Raw genomic sequence first — 16643 nt, forward strand, 5'->3', positions numbered from 1 at the left:
AGGTTCCGGTGGCCGCCCCTCCGGCGTTCCGGGACGGTGCCGTCAGCGCAGGCGGGTATCGCCCGCTGCCTCCTGCTCGAAGCGGAGGCGGAACTCCGGGTCGTCGCCGAATTCGCGGCGGATCAGCTTCAGCGCGACGGCCTGGCCGCCCCGGGTGCGCGAGAGGTAGACGGTGCCCATGCCGCCCTCGCCGACGCGGGCGAGCAGCCGGTATCCGGCGGTCTCCTGCGGATCGTCCGGGCCCAGGGGTGTGAGTATGTCGCCGACGCCGGTACTGATGGGAGCCTCCCCCGCTCTCATGGCTGAACGTGACCGGACGAGAGCCTACGACAGGTGACGTGGCGTCAAACCGTCATGCGGGGCCCGGATTCGGCCGCGCCGCCATGGGGTCGCGCACCGTCGGCACGTACGTGGGGGTGTACGCGGACGGCAGCGGCCTGGTCGCCGCCTCGATCCGGTCCACGGCGGCCGCCACCGGGCCCGGCAGCCATCCGGCGAAGTCCCGCAGGCCCGGCCCGCCGAGCCCCTCCCGGCACAGCTCCGCCACCTCGCGGGCCGACGGGCGCTCCTCGGGCCGGGCGGACAGGCACCGTACGAGCAACTCCCGCAGTGGGGAGGGGTGGTGGTCCAGCGACGGGGGCTCGCGGTCGGTGCCGGCGATCCGGATGGCGAGGGCGAGACCCTGGCCCCGCCCGTACGGATGCAGCCCGGTGGCGGCCTCGGCGGCCAGCAGCCCGAGGGCGAACACGTCGGAGGCGGGTGTGAGCTGCTTCCCCAGGGCGTGTTCGGGCGACATGTGGGACGGGCTGCCGACCAGCCGCCCGGCCGTGGTGAGGGTCGGGTTGTCGGTCGCCCGGGCGATCCCGAAGTCGAGGAGCCAGGGGCCGCTCGCGGCGAGCAGCAGATTGCCGGGCTTGACGTCCCGGTGGATGACCCCGGCGGCGTGGACGGCGTCCAGCGCGGTGGCGAGGCAGCCGGTCAGCCGGAGCACCGCGGCCGTGGGCAGCGGCCCGTGCGCGGCGAGCACCGCGTTCAGCGGGAGGCCGGGGACGTAGTGGGTGGCCAGCCAGGGGCGTTCCCCCTCCGCGTCGTGGTCGACCACCGCCACCAGGTGGTAGCCGGAGACCCGGCGGGAGGCGGTCACCTCGCGGGCGAACCGGGTCCGGAACTCCGGTTGGCGCGCGTGGTCCCGGCGGATCACCTTCAGGGCGACGGGGTGGCCGCCCCGGGTGTGCGAGAGGTACACGGTGCCCATGCCGCCCTCACCCACCCGGCCCCGCAGGACGTAGCCCGCGACCTCCCGGGGATCGTCCGTCCGCAGCGGCCCGGGTACTCCGTCCTGCATGTCTTCCCCCGAACTCCTCGCGCGCACGGCCCCGTTCGCCCGGTGCCGGGGCCTTCCCGCCGCGGCCCCCGGATTCCTCGCGCCCGCGGCTCCCCTGCGCGGCAGCGGAGTTTACCGTTTGGCCGGGCTCTTCTTCCGGCCGGAGGTGAACTGCTCGTACGCCGCGACGACCTCCTCGGCCGGGCCGTCCATCCGCAGCGTGCCCGCCTCCAGCCAGATCGCCCGGTCGCAGGTCTCGGTGATCGACTTGTTGCTGTGGCTGACCAGGAAGACCGTGCCCGCCTCCTCGCGGAGTTCGGCGATCCGTTCCTTGCTGCGCCGCCGGAAGCGGGCGTCGCCGGTGGACAGCGCCTCGTCGATCAGGAGGACGTCGTGGCTCTTGGCGGCGGCGATGGAGAACCGGAGCCGGGCGCCCATCCCGGAGGAGTACGTCCGCATCGGCAGGGTGATGAAGTCGCCCTTCTCGTTGATGCCGGAGAAGTCGACGATGTCCGGATAGCGTTCCCGGATCTGGGCCCGGGACATGCCCATCGCGAGCCCGCCGAGGACCACGTTGCGCTCGCCGGTCAGATCGGACATCAGGGCGGCGTTCACCCCGAGCAGCGAGGGTTGGCCCTGGGTGTGGACCCGGCCCCCGGTCGCGGGCAGCAGCCCGGCGATGGCCTTGAGCAGGGTGGACTTGCCCGAGCCGTTGGAGCCGATCAGCCCGATGGCCTCGCCCCGGTACGCGGCGAAGCTCACGCCCTTCACGGCGTGCACCTCGCGGACGCCCGGGACCCGGCGGCGCGAGACGATCCGGCTGAGCGCGGAGGTGGCGCTGCCACGGCCGGTCCGGGCGCCGTTCACCCGGTAGGTGATGTGGACGTCGTCCACGACGACGGTGGGGATGCGTTCGTCGGTCCTTGTGTCAGCCACGTCCGTACCGCTCCTCGGCCTGCCAGAAGTACACGAATCCGCCGATGCCGCACACCAGCGCCCAGCCCGCGGCGATCGCCCAGACGTGCGGCGGGAGATGGCTCGCGCCGAAACTGTCGATGAGCGCGAACCGCATCAGGTCGATGAAGACGGCGGCCGGATTGCACTCCAGCACCACCATCACGGCGTGCGGGACCCGGTCCCCCTTGAGCATCGTGTCGACGCTCCACATGACGCCCGAGGCGTACATCCAGGTCCGCAGGACGAACGGCATCAGCTGGGCGATGTCCGGGGTACGGGCGGCCAGCCGCGCCACCACCATGGAGAGCCCGGTGTTGAACAGCGCCTGGAGGAACAGCGCCGGGACGGCGAGCAGCCAGGAGGGCCGGGGGTACTGCCCGAAGCCCACCAGGATCAGCACCAGCGCGCCCAGCGAGAAGAGCAGCTGCTGGAGCTGTTGCAGGGCCAGTGCGATCGGCAGCGAGGCGCGCGGGAAGTGCAGCGCCCGCACGAGCCCCAGGTTGCCGCTGATCGCACGCGTGCCCGCGGTGATCGAGCTGCTGGTGAAGGTCCAGATGAAGACGCCGGTGACCAGGAACGGAACGAAGTCCTCGACGTTGCGCTTGGTGTTCATCAGCACGCCGAAGATGAAGTAGTAGACCGTCGCGTTGAGCAGCGGGGTCATGATCTGCCAGATCTGGCCGAGCTTCGCCTGGCTGTACTGGGCGGTCAGCTTGGCGGTGGCGAACGCCGTGATGAAGTGCCGCCGCCCCCACAGCTGCCGTACGTACGCGGGCAGCGAGGGCCGGGCGCCGCTCATGGCGAGGCCGTGCCGGGCGGCGAGCGCGGCGAGCTCGCCGGGCGCGTACGCGGGAGGAGAAGGCGGTACGGGGCGGTCGGCGGGCGGGGCCGCCGGGGCTGCTGTCTGGCTCACCACGATCACTTTCGAGGGAGGAGGGGGGACGCGAAGAAGGCCGCTTCCGACGGAACGGGACCGTATCGTCGCAACGCCGAGGGTAGGACGTGGTTACGTCGCAACGCAACCGTTCCGTCGTGACGGACTATGATTTCCGGCATGACCACCGACCCGCGAACCCGCCGCCGCGCCCCCGCCGGAGCCGCCGTGCTGCGTGAGGACGTCACCGACGCGATCCGCGCCGCCGTCTTCGAGGAGCTGGCCGCGGTGGGGTTCGCCCGGATGTCGATGGAGGGGATCGCCCGGCGCGCGGGCGTCGGCAAGACCGCCGTGTACCGCCGCTGGAAGTCCAAGCTGGCGCTCGTCCTCGACCTGGTCTCGGCCGTCGCCGTCCAGGGCATGCCCGCCCCGGCGACCGGTTCGCTGTACGGGGACGTCCGGGCCGTGCTCGAACTCGCCGCGTACGCCCTGCGTCACCCGGTGGCCTCGCAGGTGATTCCGGACCTGCTGGTCGAGGCGGCCCGCAGTCCGGAGATCGCCGACACGATCAAGGCCGCCCTGCTCGACCCGCAGCAGGGCATCGCCGCCGTGGTGGTCCGGGACGCCGTCGCCCGTGGCGAACTGCCCGGGGACAGCGACCCGGACCGGGCGCTCGACCTGATCGTCGGCCCGCTCTACTGGCGCCTCGCGGTCGTCCGCACCCCGCTCCCCGCGGGCTACCTCGACGAACTGGCCACCGCCGCGGTCGCCGCCCTGCGCAGCTGACCACCCTCGTACCGGTACGCCTCACCCCCCCCACGCCGACCCGGCACCGGCCCGGTCTTCGGTGAGGCAGTCCGGTGAAGGAACGCGGCCGTTCAGGTCGTGCCACCGTGCCGCTGCCGCCGCCTCGCCCGGGTACGGAGGGTGCCGTGCATACGTTGCGACCATGACACTTCCCCGTACGCGCCTCGCGGGCGCGGCGCTGGCGGTCTCCGCGGCGCTGTTCCTCACTCCCTCGGCCCCTGCCTTCGCGACCGACCCGCCGACCGCACGACAGGCCGGGTCGCGGACCTTCGTCTTCACCGGCGCCCCCGAGTCGTTCACCGTCCCCGAGGACGTCTGCTCGTTGTCCGTCACGGCGTTCGGAGCGGCCGGCGGCACCGGCCAGTACGACGTACCGGGCGGCGGCGGTGCCCAGGTGTCCGCCACCCTGGACGTGACGGCGGGCCAGGTCCTCACCGTCGACGTCGGCGGCGCGGGCCACGCCGGTGACGACCCCCTCGCGCCCACCCAGGGCGGCTACGGCGGCGGCGGCATGGGCGGCGCCTACCGGGTGGACGGCCAGATCAGAGGCATCGCCGCGGGCGGCGGAGGCGGCCGTACGGTCATCAGCTCCGGGGCGACCCCGCTGGTCGTGGCGGGCGGCGGGGGCGGCGGCGGCGGGTCCTTCTTCTCCTCGGCCATCGGCGGCGGAAACGGCGGCAGGACCGGTGAACCCGGCACCGGACTGCCCGGGGACGACGAGGGCAAGCCAGGCCGGCCGGGCGGCGAGGGCGGCCAGGGCGGCATCAACGTCCCGACGGCCGACCCGAACGGCCAGAACGGCTCGTCGGCCGTGGGGCCGGTCGGCGGACGCGGCGGCGACAACACCGGCGACCCGCACGGCGGTGTGGGCGGCGGGGGCGGCGGCGGGGCGACCGGCGGGGGCGGCGGCGCCGCGTCCCCCACCGCTCAGAACAGCGGGGCCGGGGGCGGTGGCGGGTCCAGCACCGGACCCGCGAACGCCACCTTCGTCACCGGTGCCAGGCGCGGCAACGGCGAGGCCGTCCTCCAGTGGGAACCCTGCCCCACCCAGCCCGGCCTGCTGACCGTCGAGAAGACCGACGGGAAGACCGGGGAACCGCTTTCGGACGCGGTCTTCCAGCTGTGGCAGGAGACCAACGGCATCAACGGGCTCCAGACCACCGGAAGCAACCCCGACACCAGGATCGGCGGCGCCTGCGCCACCGACGACCAGGGCCTGTGCACCTTCGACCGCCTGGCACTGGGGACGTTCTACCTGGAGGAGACCGCCGTCCCCGAGGGCTACGAGCTGCCCAGGAACCCGGTCACCGGCCCCCTGGAGCTGACCGCGACCGACCCCGACCTCACCGTCACCGTCGCCAACACCCGGCGTGAACCCTGCAAGGGCAAGGACTGCAAGTGACCCCGCCCCGGCGACCGGTTCGCTGTACGGGGATGTCCGGGCCGTGCCCGAACCCGCCGCGTACGCCCCGCGTCACCCGGTCGCCTCGCAGGTGATTTTGGACCTGCTGGTCGAGGCGGCCCGCGGTCCGGAGGGCGCCGGGCGCCCGACCTGATCGTCGGCCCGCTCCACCGGAGGCCGGTCGTGGTCCGCGCCCGGCCTCCCGCGGGCCGCCTCGGCGAACCGGCCACCGCCACGGGCGCCGCCCGGCGCAGCCGGGGGCGTCCCGGGCGGTGGGCCCGGCCGGTGCGGAGACCGCTGGCCCGGCCCGCGTGACTCCGGGCGGCGGCGCCGCCCCTTCCGGAGGCCTTCCACGGGGCAGTCCGGTGAAGGAGCGCGGCCATTCGGGTCGCGCTGCCGGGCCGCCGTCGCCGCCTCGCACGCATGCGCGGAATGCGTACGTACGTTGCGCCCATGACACTTCCCCGCACACGGCTCGCGGGCGCGGCGCTGACCGTCTCCGCGGCGCTGCTCCTCGCGCCTTCGGCCCAGGCCTTCGCCACCGACCCGCCCGCCCCGCGACAGGCCGGGTCGCGGACCTTCGTCTTCACCGGGGCTCCCGAGCGGTTCACCGTTCCCGAGGGGGTCTGCGAGCTGTCCGCCACGGCGTACGGAGCGGCCGGGGGCGCCGGCCGGTACGGCGCGCCGGGCGGCGGCGGTGGCCAGGTCTCCGCCGTGCTGGACGTGACGGCGGGCCAGGTCCTCACCGTCGACGTCGGCGGCGCGGGCCACGCCGGTGACGACCCCGAAGCGCCCACCCTGGGCGGTTACGGCGGCGGGGGGCAGGGCGGAGCCCACCGCGCGGACGGCCGGGTCAGCGGGAACGCCGCGGGCGGCGGAGGCGGCCGTACGGTCATCGGCTCCGGCGCGGCCCCGCTGGTCGTGGCGGGCGGCGGGGGCGGCGGCGGCGCGTCCCTGTACTCCTCGGCCATCGGCGGCGGAAACGGCGGACGCAGCGGGGACCCCGGCCACGGGCTGCCCGGCGACGACGAGGGCAGGCCGGGCCGGCCGGGCGGGGCGGGCGGCGTCAACGTCCCGACCACCGAGCCGAACGGCGACAACGGCTCACCGGCCGTGGGGCCGGTCGGCGGACGAGGCGGCGACAGCATCCGCGACCCGCACGGCGGTGTGGGCGGCGGGGGCGGCGGCGGGGCGACCGGCGGAGGCGGCGGCGCCGCGTCCCCCACCGCCCGCAACAGCGGGGCCGGGGGCGGCGGCGGGTCCAGCACCGGACCCGCGAACGCCACCTTCGTCACCGGCTCGCGCCTGGGCAACGGCGGGGCCGTCCTCCAGTGGGGGCCCTGCTCCGCCCAGCCCGGCCTGGTGAAGGTCGAGAAGACCGACGAGAAGACCGGGAAGCCGCTCACGGGCGCGGTCTTCCAGCTGTGGCGGGAGACCAACGGCATCGACGGCCTGCAGGTCGTGGGACGCGACCCCGACACCAGGGTCGGCAGCGCCCGCGCCACCGACGAACGGGGCCGGTGCGAGTTCAGCGGCCTGGCACCGGGGACGTTCTACCTGGAGGAGACCGCCGTCCCCGAGGGCTACGAGCTGCCCGACAACCCCGTCATCGGCCCCTACGAGCTGACCGAGCGGGACCCCGTTCTCGCCGCCTCCGTCAGCAACAGCCGCGCCTGAACCCGCACGGGCGAACACCGGGGGCGCCCCGGACCGGTCCCGGTGGGCGCCCCGCGGCGGACGCTCCCCGGGACCGTTGCCTACTCGGCGAGCAGCCGGTCCGCCACCCGGGCCGCCGCCGAACCGTCGTCCAGATCGCAGAAGTCCCGGCGGAAACTCTCGTACGCCGCCGAGTGCCGCGCCGCCGACGCGTCCAGCGCGCCCGCGTCCCGCAGCAGTGCGGCGATCTCCGCCGTACCGGTCAGCAGCGGTCCCGGTGCCCGGTCCTCGAAGTCCAGGCAGAAGCCGCGCACGGTGTCGCGGTAGTGCGCCAGATCGCTGGTGTGGAAGACCATCGGGCGGCCGGTGTGCGCGAAGTCGAACATCAGGCCCGAGTAGTCCGTGATCAGTACGTCGGCGATCAGCAGCAGCTCCGCGGTGTCCGGGTGCGCCGACACGTCGTGCACGTCCGGCCGCTCCGGCACGCTGCCCACCACCCGGGGATGGCGGCGCACCAGCACCGTGTGGATGCCGCCGATGTTCCGCGCCAGCAGGGCCGGGTCCAGCCCCGGGGCCCAGCGGTAGTGCGGCCGCCCGCCGGGGCCGGGGCCGGGGTGGATCAGATGGTCGCGGTAGGTCGGCGCGTACAGCACGACCCGGCGGCCGTCCGGGATGCCGAGCCTGCGCCGTACCCGCTCCGCGATCCGGTCCCGGTCGGCCGAGAAGAGCAGGTCGTTGGCGGGGGAACCGGCCTCCAGCACCTCGCCCCGGTAGCCGAGCGCGTGCCGCAGCAGCCCGGTGGCGTGGCTGCTGGGGGAGACCAGCACCGACCACTGGGCCGAGCGGTGCGCCAGGGTGGCGAGCTCCAGATGGTCGGCGTACGGGGTGCCGGCCAGATCCGTGCCGAAGCGGCCGAGCGGGGCGCCGTGCCAGGTCTGCACGACGGTCTGGCCCGGACGGCGCTCGAACCACTCGGGCAGCTGGTCGGAGGTGACGATACGACGGCACCGCGCCAGCGCCTCGTACCAGGCGGTGCTGTGCTCGACGACCGGTACAGCGGTCGCCGGGACGTTTCTGTGGACGCCGTCGGTGACCCACAGATGCTCCGAGGCCACCCCCCGGCGCAGCAGCTCGGCATGGACGGCGCGCGGGGAGTCGCCGCCCGTGTACAGCACCGCGTCCCGCATCGGCATCGCACGCCGCGACGGGTAGTGCCGCCCGCGCAGCTCCGCCCGGCGGTACGCGCCGCGGTCGCCCGGCGCCAGCACGGGTCCGGCCAGCACCGTCAGCCGGTCGCCCGAGCACCGGTCCAGGGCGAACTCCCGCCCCGGCACCAGGGCCCCGGCCACCGGCCCGTTCCGGCGCAGCGGCAGCCGGGCGGCGAGCGAGGTCAGCACCCGCACCGGCCGCCCGCCCAGCGCCGCCTCCCAGTGGCCCTCACGCAGCCCGGCCGCCACCGAGGGCGCGAGGAACGCGGTGAACCGGCGCCCGCCCCCGCCCCCGTCCCGCGCCTCCCCGTGGGTGACCGGCACCGACACCGTCTCCCGCAGCACCCCGTGCCGCAGGACCAGACGGTCCGGCCCCTCCTCCTGCCGTAAACCCGTCCCGGCGCCGGTCACCCCCTCCACCCGCAGCGCACCGTCCGGGGTCCACACCGCGGAGTCCACGAACGGCTGCCCGCTCAGATCGAGCACCAGCTCGCCCCGCGCGTCCGCCACGACCGGCGGCGCCGACTCCGGGGCCGCCGCTAGCGGCACCCGCTCCCCGTCGGCCAGCACCAGCCGCGCCCGCCACCGCCCGAAGGGCTCCGGCTCGACCTCGCGCGGCGCCCGGTGCGGGGCCGGCGGCACGGCCGTCATCCCGGCCAGATCGGCGAGCGGGAGACGGACCGTGAACCGACCGTCGGGGCGGCACTCCACGGGGTGGCCGAACTCCTGGTCCGCCACCCCCTCGCAGCTCAGCACCAGGGCCTTGGGCCGGGAGTCCCCGTACAGCCTGCCGGTGAGCTCCAGGTCCCGGCCGAAGCGGTGGTACTCGCACCGGGCCGGCAGCTGGGTCAGGGTCAGCCGCAGCCGCCCGCCCGGGTGGTCGAGCACCGCCCGCCGTCCGTCGCCCAGTTCGTGGACGAGCGGCAGCCCCGCCCCCGGCTCCGTGGCACGCACCGCCACCCGGCGGGCCGTGCCCTGCGCGGCCACCATCATGCCCACCAGCCAGCCGCCGGGCCGCAGCCTGCGCGGATCGACGGTCATCTCGAACCCCGCGTGCTGGTAGCCGTGCAGCTGCTGACCGGAATCGACGGTCGCCTCCGGCGCGGGCACCCCGCGCACCGGCACCGTCCGCAGCTGCTGCCCCCGCATCGCCCGCACCAGCCCCACCCGGAGCGACTGGCGCGGCGAGGCGGCCGGCAGATTGCGGACGTACGCGTAGCCGCGCAGCCGCAGCTTCCCGTCCTCGCTCCATCGCGCCTCCGACAGCCGCGCCACCGCCGGGAGATCGGTACGGGCCAGCCTGGCCGTGTCCGGGACCACCGGGAAGACCGCCTGCCGCCGCCCCGGCACCCCGCCCACCGTGAACGTCCCGGCGCCGTTGGCCCGTTCGAAGGCCAGCACCTCCAGCAGATCCGGCAGCCGCCGCTCCTTCACCAGCTGCCACTTGACCCTCAGCTCCACCGGCAGCTCGTGCGCCACGACCCGGTCCGCGCGCCCCACCCCGTCCATCCGCTCCATCCGGTCCAGGAACGCCCCGGCCCCCGCCATGAACGCCTGCCGGTACCCCGCCCCGCCCAGCGGCAGTTCGTCCAGGAGGCAGGCGAAGTCGTCGCGCAGGCACGAGAGGTCGTAACGGCGCCGCGCCGCCGCGTTCGCCGCCCCGCCCCGGCCCGCGAGGAACGCGCTGACCTGCTCGCACGCCGCGATCCTGTCCCGTACGTCGGGCGCGTCGGTGCGCCGCCGCACGGTCCGGCCCTCCCGGAGCCGCCAGTAGTGGACGTGTTCGTGCAGCACGTCCACCGCACCGGCCAGATAGTGCGCCGGAATGATCACCGGAGGGTCCTCGTGGGAGCGGCCCTCCGGGAACGCGAAGCCGTGCCGGTCCCAGAACGAGCGGCGGAACACCTTGTTCCAGGCCGGGCGGTCGGAGAGCAGCCGCGGCTCGCGCCCGATGTGGGTGCGGGCCCGGCTCTCGGCCAGCCAGTGGTACGGGCGGGCCTGCTGGCGCCCCTGATCGGTCAGCCACCACACATTGCCGGTCGCCAGATCGGAGCCGGTCGACTCCAGCGAGCCCAGCATCCGCGCGTAGGCGTCGTGCACGACGATGCCGCCGCCCCCGGCGAACGCCAGGTACGGCACGCCCGGCGTGGTGTGCCGCACCCCCGTGTTGCGGGCCGCCCCCGCACCGCCGCCCAGATGCCGGACCCGGCGGAAGCGCCGGTCCCGGGCGGCGAACCCCTCGGCGACGGCCGTACCGCGCTCCGTCGAACCGTCGTCCACCACGACCACCTCGATGTCCGTGACCGACTGCTCGGCCACCGAACGCAGGCAGTCCTCCAGATGGTCCGCGTGAGGGTGGACCGGGACGACGACACTGAGGCGCGGTTTCATGTACGGACAACCCGGGCGAACGCCCCGGGTCACCGGCACTGCCCCGAACGGGTGACGGCATCGGAGGCGCGAGGTTGCCGCGCGGCCGGGCCCGGCCGCCGCGCCCCGGAGCGCCCAGGTCCACGTCACCCGTGTACGGCGGGGATTCCGGGGCCCCGCGGAGCCGGACCGTACGGCAATCCCGGCCCCGCGGATCTCACCCGTTCGTGAAAGACCGCGACCGGCGGCGATGACGACACCGGGCACGGCACCCCCGCTGGACCGTCCGGGTGACGCGACACCGCGCGGGCGTGCACACCTTCCGGCGCATTCACGTAATGGTCCGCACAAGTGCGGCATTCGATACGTCGCTCAGCGTCCTCGGGTTGCTACGTTCTGTTTTCATGGGTATCCGAATGCGATGCGAGACCTGGAACGTGCCCCGCGCGAGAGCGGTGGTGCTCATTGCCGCGGCCGCGGGTCTCCTCACCCGCATGCTGATCGCGGCGAATATGCGGGGTCCGGCCGATGTGCACATCTTCCGCGGATTCGCCCACGCCATCGTCCGTTACGGGCCCATTCGGATTTATGAACAGCCGCTGCCCGGACTGCCCGTCTACAATCACCCGCCACTGGCCGGATGGATGCTGCTGGGCCTGAACAAGATCTCCGAACTCGGCATTCCCTTCGGCACGTTGATCAGGGCCCCCGCCTCGATCGCCGACTTCTTCTGCGCGCTCCTCGTGTTCGAGATCATGCGCCGCCGCGCCTCCCTCGGCGCCGCCGTCGCCTGCGGGACCGGCGTCGCCGCCAGCCCCGTACTGATCGCCACCTCCGGCTACCACGGCAACACCGACGCGGTCGCCATCACCTTCGCCCTGCTCGCCGGACACCTGCTCGTGGACCGGAGGGCGCCGCTGGCCGCCGGGGTGGCCGCCGCGCTCGCGATCAGCGTCAAGTTCATCCCCGTGGTGGTGATCCCGGCGCTGTTCGTCGTCGCGCTGCGAGCCGGGCGGCCGGTGCTCCTCCGCTTCGCCGCGGGCTTCACCGCGCTGTTCGCCCTGGTCTGGGGGCCGGTCCTGGCGACCGTCCCGAAGAACCTGGAGGAGAACGTGCTGGAGTACGCCGGCGGCGGCTTCCGGCTCTGGGGGCTGGTGCGGTTCGCCGACCTCCTCGGCCTGCCGGATTCGTTCATCACCTTCATCGAGGGCGACGGCCACTTCCTCTTCGTGCTGGCCTGCGTGGCGGCCGGGATCCTGCTCGCCCGGCTGCGCCCCGCGCAGCTGCCCGTCGTCGTCGGCGTCACGATGGGCCTGCTGCTCCTGCTCTCCACCGCCTCCGCGCTGCAGTACCTGACCTGGCCGGCCGCCGGGCTGTTCGTCGTCGGCTTCTGGCCGGGCGCCGCGTACAGCTGCGTGCTCGGCGTGACCGCGGTCCTCGGCTACCGGGGCCGCTCCGCCGTGCGCTGGAGCGAAACGGTGCTGCACTTCGCCGAGTTCGGCTGGCTGGTGCTCGCCGCCGCCCTGGCCGTCGGGGTACGCACGATCCTCGCCGCCTCCCCGGACCGGCCCGGGGAACCGCCCGCCGGGGAGAGCCGTGTCACGGCCCCCCGCACCGCACGCCCCACCGGCTCCACCGTCAACTGACCCCTCCTCAGCATCCCCCCCACGCACCCCGAGCGACTGGAGAACGCCCCGTGACGGAAAGCCCGAGCCCCAGGATCGGCATCCTGGTGGTCGCGTACAACGCCGAGACGACACTGGAGCGGACCCTCGACCGCATCCCGGCGGACTTCCGGTCCAGGATCGCCGAAATCCTCATCCTCGACGACGCGAGCCACGACGCGACCTTCACCGCGGGCTGCCGCTGGTCGCAGACCGAGGGAATGCCGCCGACGTTCGTCATGCGGCACACCAAGAACCTCGGATACGGCGGGAACCAGAAGGCCGGATACGCCCTGGCCGCCGCGCACGGACTCGACATCGTCGTCCTGCTCCACGGCGACGGGCAGTACGCCCCCGAATTGCTCCCCGACATGGTCGCGCCCATCGAACGCGGCGAATGCGAGGCGGTCTTCGGCTCGCGGATGATGAAATCCGGCTCCGCGCTCAAGGGCGGCATGCCGGTGTACAAATGGCTCGGCAACCGCATTCTCACCCGGGTCGAGAACACCCTGCTCGGCTCACGGCTCACCGAATTCCACTCCGGATACCGGGCCTACAGCGTCGCGGCACTCAAGAAGCTGCCGATCCACCGCAATACCGACGCCTTCGACTTCGACACCCAGATCATCGTCCAGCTGCTCGACGCCGGAATGCGGATCAAGGAGATCCCCGTCCCCACCTACTACGGCGACGAGATCTGCTACGTCAACGGCGTGAAGTACGCGAAGGACGTCGTCAAGGACGTCCTCGAATACCGGCTCGCCGTCAAGGGATTCGGGACCTGCGGCTGGATTCCCAAGCCCGTCGAATACGCCTTCAAGGAGGGCGACGGCTCCTCGCACGCCGTCATCCTGGAACGGATGCGCCGCCTCCCGCCCGGCCGGGTCCTCGACCTCGGCTGCTCCGGCGGCCTGTTCGCCCGGCGGCTCGAATCCCTCGGCCACGAGGTGACCGGCGTCGACTACGTCGAGGTCCCCGGCGTCCGCGAGAACTGCACCCGCTTCCTCCTCGCCGACCTGGAGGAGGGACTCCCCGCCGAGCTGGGCGGGGACTACGACTACGTGGTCGCCGGGGATGTCGTCGAACACCTCTCGCGGCCCGACCGGGTCCTCGCGGAGGTCGCCGGGGTGCTGCGGCCCGGCGGCCGGGTGCTGCTCTCCGTACCGAACTTCAGCCACTGGTACTCCCGGCTGCGGGTCGCGCTCGGCGTCTTCGGCTACGACCGGCGCGGCATCCTCGACGAAACGCATCTGCGCTTCTTCACCCGGTCCAGCCTGCGCCGCACGGTCCGCGAGGCGGGCTACGACGTCCTCGAACTCACTTCGACCGGGGCCCCGTTCTGGACGCTGCTCGGCGGCGGACCGCTCGCCGGGGCGCTGGGCGGTGCGTCCAAGCTGCTCACCCGGGTCAGGCCGACGCTGTTCGGCTATCAGCACGTCGCACTGCTCACCCCGCATGCGGCCGAGACGATCATCGCTGGAGAGCACGTCGATGTACAGGACATCCTCAACCGACAGTACGCCCCCGCCGACCGGGTCGGCGTCTGAGCCCGCCGTCCCCCGTCCCACCCCCGCGCCCCGCGTGCCCGAGCGGCGGCCGCCGCGCGCCGCAGTCAGGAGCAAGGCCATGACCCTTCCCAGTCTGACGCTGCTGCTGTTCGCCGTGTTCTCCTCGGCGGGCGGCCAGATCATGCTCAAGCACGGGATGAAGACCGCCGCGGCCGCCGCGGACCACGGCGGCGGCTCCGTCGCGCTGCGGGCGGCGACCAGCCCCTGGGTCGTCCTCGGGCTGCTGGTCTTCGCGGTGTCCGCGCTGGCCTGGATGGCGACCCTGGCCAAGGTGCCGCTCTCCATCGCCTACCCGTTCAACGCCCTCGGGTACCTGCTGATCGTGCTGGCCGGGGCGACCGTGCTGCACGAGCGGACGTCGATGTGGACCTGGAGCGGTTCGCTGCTGGTGGTCGTCGGCCTGGTCACGGTGATGGCCGGACAGCAGCGCTGACGGCCGGCACCGGTGCCGGCCGGGGTCGGCCTTTGCCCCGTACGGCACCGGTCGCGGCGGCCCTACTTGACCGCGCCCGCCATCACGCCGGAGACGAACTGGCGCTGGAAGGCGAAGAAGACCGCCAGCGGGATCACCATCGACAGGAAGGCGCCGGGCGCCAGCACGTCGATGTTGTTGCCGAACTGCCGCACCTGCTGCTGGAGGGCGACCGTGATCGGCGGTGAGTCCGAGTCCGCGAAGACCAGCGCGACCAGCATGTCGTTCCACACCCACAGGAACTGGAAGATCCCGAGCGAGGCGATCGCCGGACCGCCCAGCGGCATCACGACCCGGGTGAAGAGCCGGATCTCACCCGCCCCGTCGAGCCGGGCCGCCTCCAGCAGTTCCCGGGGGATCTCCGCGAAGAAGTTCCGCAGCAGGAAGATCGCGAAGGGCAGGCCGAAGGCCGTGTGGAAGACGACGACGCCCGGGGTCGTCCCGAAGATCCCGACCGCGCCGAAGAGCTTGGAGACCGGCACCAGGGCGACCTGCACCGGCACCACCAGCAACCCCACGACCAGCAGGAACCACCAGTCGCGGCCGGGGAAGTCCAGCCAGGCGAAGGCGTACCCGGCCAGCGAGCCGATCACCACGACCAGCACGGTCGCCGGGACCGTGATCATGACCGTGTTGAGGAGCGAGCCGGTGATGGTGGAGTTCTCCAGCAGCCGGGCGTAGTTGTCGAAGGTGAGCCGGGAGGGGGCCGTGAAGATCTTCCACCAGCCGCTCGACGCGATGTCGTCCGCCCCGCGCAGCGAGGACAGCAGCAGCCCGACCGTCGGCATCAGCCAGAACAGGGCCACCAGGACCAGGAAGATCCGCATCGCACCGCCGCCCGCCCGGGCGGCGAGCCGCGCGCCGAGCGACCGCCCGGCCTTCGCCGGGGCGTCCCCGGCGGTCGTGCTCGCGGCCGTGGACGCTGCCGTGGTCGACGGTGTCGTCATCGGCGCCCCTCCTTCCGGATCCGGCGGATGTTCACGTACATCACCGGGAGTACCAGCAGCAGCAGGAGTACGGCGATGGCGCTGCCGATCCCGAGGTCCGCGTCCGTGCCGAACGACGAGCGGTAGAGCTGGAGGGCCAGCACGTTCGCGTCGTCCTGCGAGGAGCCCGGCGCGATGACGAAGACCAGGTCGAAGATCTTCAGCACGTTGATCATCAGCGTGACCAGCACCACCACCAGCACCGGCGCCAGCATCGGCACCGTGATCCGGCGGAACACCTGCCACTCGTTCGCCCCGTCCACCCGGGCCGCTTCGAGGAGTTCGCGCGGCAGCCCGGCGAGCCCCGCCGCGATCAGCACCATCGCGAACCCGGCCCACATCCAGACGTAGGAACCGATGATCCCGGGCGTGACGAGCGTCGGGCCCAGCCACTCCACCCCGTTGTACGGCTCCGCGAAGTTCGAGGCGGGCAGCCGGACCAGGGCACCGTCCGCAGAGGCGGGCAGCGTGAACGTACCGTCCGCGGCCGCCGTCGCCGAGGCGACCACCTCGCCGCCCCTGACCGCCTCGACCCGCAGCCCCTTCAGGCCCAGCTCCCGGGCGTCGATGACATTGGGACGTCCGCCGCCGCCCTTGGTGAAGTCCAGCCAGGCGGTGCCGGATATCCCGCCGTCCCGCGCCCCGGTGGCCTTCGCGGGTTCCGCGTCCTTCGGCATGTTCGCCGGGACCACCCCCACCAGCGGCAGGCGCACCGGCTGCCCGGCCCGTACCGGCTCCTTGGTGACGAAGGAACCGCCACCGCCCGCCTTGAGCGGGTGGACGGGCAGCGGATGCGCCTTCGGGTAGCTCGACGACTCGTTGAACGTGTCGTGCACCCCCACCCATACGGCGTTGGCGACCCCGCGCTCCGGGGCCGCGTCGTACACCAGCCGGAAGATGATGCCCGCGGCGAGCATGGAGATCGCCATCGGCATGAAGACCACCAGCTTGAACGCGGTGCCCCAGCGGATGCGCTCGGTGAGCACCGCGAAGATCAGCCCGAGGGCCGTGGAGACGGTGGGCGCGACCACCACCCAGATCGCGTTGTTCTTCACCGCCGTACGGATCGTGTCGTCCGTGAACAGCGCCTCGTAGTTGTCGAGTCCGGCGAAACCCGTACCCGCCTGGTCGAGGAACGACCGGTAGACGGAGTACACGATCGGATAGACCACCAGCGCGCCCAGCAGCACCAGCGCGGGCGCCAGGAAGAGCGCGGCGACCAGTCGGCGGGTCCCGGTCGTGCTCCGGCCGCGCGCCTGCTGTCCGGAGGCCGGCCTGTCGGGTGTCGGACGGTCGGATGTCTGCTTCTCGGCGGGGGGCACCGGCTCGGCGCCCCCCGCTGCGGCTGTCGTCAT

13 protein-coding genes and 1 pseudogene are annotated in these 16643 nt (G+C 73.5%); 7 read left to right on the forward strand and 7 right to left on the reverse strand.

The window, feature by feature from the left end; all coding sequences use genetic code 11:
- Window positions 1-42: 42 nt before the first annotated feature.
- From ACFCV8_RS23950 to ACFCV8_RS23965, 4 genes are all read right to left on the reverse strand, one after another.
- Window positions 43-300 carry a hypothetical protein gene (locus ACFCV8_RS23950; protein ID WP_376687470.1) on the reverse strand — a complete coding sequence of 86 codons (258 nt, stop codon included), beginning with the start codon at window positions 298-300 and terminating at the stop codon, window positions 43-45.
- Between the two features lie 52 nt (window positions 301-352).
- Window positions 353-1345, reverse strand: coding sequence for a serine/threonine-protein kinase (locus tag ACFCV8_RS23955; protein ID WP_376687471.1), 993 nt, complete (start codon window positions 1343-1345; stop codon window positions 353-355).
- Window positions 1346-1456: 111 nt separating this feature from the next.
- Entirely contained in the window at window positions 1457-2260 is an 804-nt protein-coding gene (locus ACFCV8_RS23960; protein WP_376687472.1) for an ABC transporter ATP-binding protein, read from the reverse strand.
- On the reverse strand, window positions 2253-3197 hold the full coding sequence (locus tag ACFCV8_RS23965; protein ID WP_376687473.1) for an ABC transporter permease: 945 nt from the start codon (window positions 3195-3197) through the stop codon (window positions 2253-2255). The genes ACFCV8_RS23960 and ACFCV8_RS23965 overlap by 8 nt, the downstream gene beginning before the upstream one ends.
- A gap of 138 nt (window positions 3198-3335) precedes the next feature.
- Here ACFCV8_RS23965 and ACFCV8_RS23970 point away from each other — a divergent pair, with 138 nt between their 5' ends.
- The 4 genes and pseudogenes from ACFCV8_RS23970 to ACFCV8_RS23985 all read left to right on the forward strand — a co-directional run bounded on the left by ACFCV8_RS23970 (window position 3336) and on the right by ACFCV8_RS23985 (window position 7041).
- Window positions 3336-3941, forward strand: coding sequence for a TetR/AcrR family transcriptional regulator (locus ACFCV8_RS23970; RefSeq protein ID WP_376687474.1), 606 nt, complete (start codon window positions 3336-3338; stop codon window positions 3939-3941).
- A 163-nt stretch (window positions 3942-4104) separates the two neighbouring features.
- Window positions 4105-5364 (forward strand): prealbumin-like fold domain-containing protein, encoded by a 1260-nt coding sequence (locus ACFCV8_RS23975; protein WP_376687475.1) that lies wholly within the window; start codon window positions 4105-4107, stop codon window positions 5362-5364.
- A 1-nt stretch (window position 5365) separates the two neighbouring features.
- Window positions 5366-5679, forward strand: a pseudogene (locus ACFCV8_RS23980) (TetR family transcriptional regulator); the annotation flags it as partial.
- Window positions 5680-5817: 138 nt separating this feature from the next.
- A complete protein-coding gene (locus tag ACFCV8_RS23985) occupies window positions 5818-7041 on the forward strand; it encodes a prealbumin-like fold domain-containing protein (protein ID WP_376687476.1) in 1224 nt (407 codons plus the stop codon).
- An 80-nt stretch (window positions 7042-7121) separates the two neighbouring features.
- Here the strand turns inward: ACFCV8_RS23985 and ACFCV8_RS23990 are convergent, their stop codons facing one another.
- Window positions 7122-10619: a CDP-glycerol glycerophosphotransferase family protein gene (locus tag ACFCV8_RS23990; protein WP_376687477.1), complete on the reverse strand. Its 3498-nt coding sequence runs from the start codon at window positions 10617-10619 to the stop codon at window positions 7122-7124.
- Between the two features lie 383 nt (window positions 10620-11002).
- Here ACFCV8_RS23990 and ACFCV8_RS23995 point away from each other — a divergent pair, with 383 nt between their 5' ends.
- The 3 genes from ACFCV8_RS23995 (at window position 11003) to ACFCV8_RS24005 (ending at window position 14263) form a co-directional block, all read left to right on the forward strand.
- Window positions 11003-12244, forward strand: a complete 1242-nt coding sequence (locus tag ACFCV8_RS23995; protein WP_376687478.1) for a hypothetical protein — start codon at window positions 11003-11005, stop codon at window positions 12242-12244.
- A gap of 50 nt (window positions 12245-12294) precedes the next feature.
- A complete protein-coding gene (locus tag ACFCV8_RS24000; protein ID WP_376687479.1) occupies window positions 12295-13809 on the forward strand; it encodes a methyltransferase domain-containing protein in 1515 nt (504 codons plus the stop codon).
- Window positions 13810-13888: 79 nt separating this feature from the next.
- The gene (locus ACFCV8_RS24005) at window positions 13889-14263 is read left to right on the forward strand and encodes a hypothetical protein (protein ID WP_376687480.1); all 375 of its coding nucleotides are present in this window, start codon (window positions 13889-13891) and stop codon (window positions 14261-14263) included.
- Between the two features lie 62 nt (window positions 14264-14325).
- Here ACFCV8_RS24005 and ACFCV8_RS24010 read toward each other — a convergent pair whose 3' ends face one another.
- Together ACFCV8_RS24010 and ACFCV8_RS24015 are read right to left on the reverse strand one after the other, a co-directional pair.
- Entirely contained in the window at window positions 14326-15249 is a 924-nt protein-coding gene (locus tag ACFCV8_RS24010; protein WP_376687481.1) for a carbohydrate ABC transporter permease, read from the reverse strand.
- Window positions 15246-16643: a carbohydrate ABC transporter permease gene (locus ACFCV8_RS24015; RefSeq protein WP_376687482.1), complete on the reverse strand. Its 1398-nt coding sequence runs from the start codon at window positions 16641-16643 to the stop codon at window positions 15246-15248. Before ACFCV8_RS24015 ends, ACFCV8_RS24010 begins: the two co-directional genes overlap by 4 nt.

Source organism: Streptomyces sp. NPDC056347 (assembly GCF_042262625.1).
In the GTDB taxonomy this organism is placed as follows: Bacteria; Actinomycetota; Actinomycetes; order Streptomycetales; family Streptomycetaceae; genus Streptomyces.

Bases quoted from the DNA above. Each gene is read 5' to 3' on its own strand.
- ACFCV8_RS24010 (WP_376687481.1), bottom strand. From the start codon at position 15,249: ATGACGACACCGTCGACCACGGCAGCGTCCACGGCCGCGAGCACGACC.
- ACFCV8_RS24005 (WP_376687480.1), top strand. From the start codon at position 13,889: ATGACCCTTCCCAGTCTGACGCTGCTGCTGTTCGCCGTGTTCTCCTCG.
- ACFCV8_RS23950 (WP_376687470.1), bottom strand. From the start codon at position 300: ATGAGAGCGGGGGAGGCTCCCATCAGTACCGGCGTCGGCGACATACTC.
- ACFCV8_RS24015 (WP_376687482.1), bottom strand. From the start codon at position 16,643: ATGACGACAGCCGCAGCGGGGGGCGCCGAGCCGGTGCCCCCCGCCGAG.
- ACFCV8_RS23955 (WP_376687471.1), bottom strand. From the start codon at position 1,345: ATGCAGGACGGAGTACCCGGGCCGCTGCGGACGGACGATCCCCGGGAG.
- ACFCV8_RS23970 (WP_376687474.1), top strand. From the start codon at position 3,336: ATGACCACCGACCCGCGAACCCGCCGCCGCGCCCCCGCCGGAGCCGCC.
- ACFCV8_RS23995 (WP_376687478.1), top strand. From the start codon at position 11,003: ATGGGTATCCGAATGCGATGCGAGACCTGGAACGTGCCCCGCGCGAGA.
- ACFCV8_RS23975 (WP_376687475.1), top strand. From the start codon at position 4,105: ATGACACTTCCCCGTACGCGCCTCGCGGGCGCGGCGCTGGCGGTCTCC.
- ACFCV8_RS23990 (WP_376687477.1), bottom strand. From the start codon at position 10,619: ATGAAACCGCGCCTCAGTGTCGTCGTCCCGGTCCACCCTCACGCGGAC.
- ACFCV8_RS23985 (WP_376687476.1), top strand. From the start codon at position 5,818: ATGACACTTCCCCGCACACGGCTCGCGGGCGCGGCGCTGACCGTCTCC.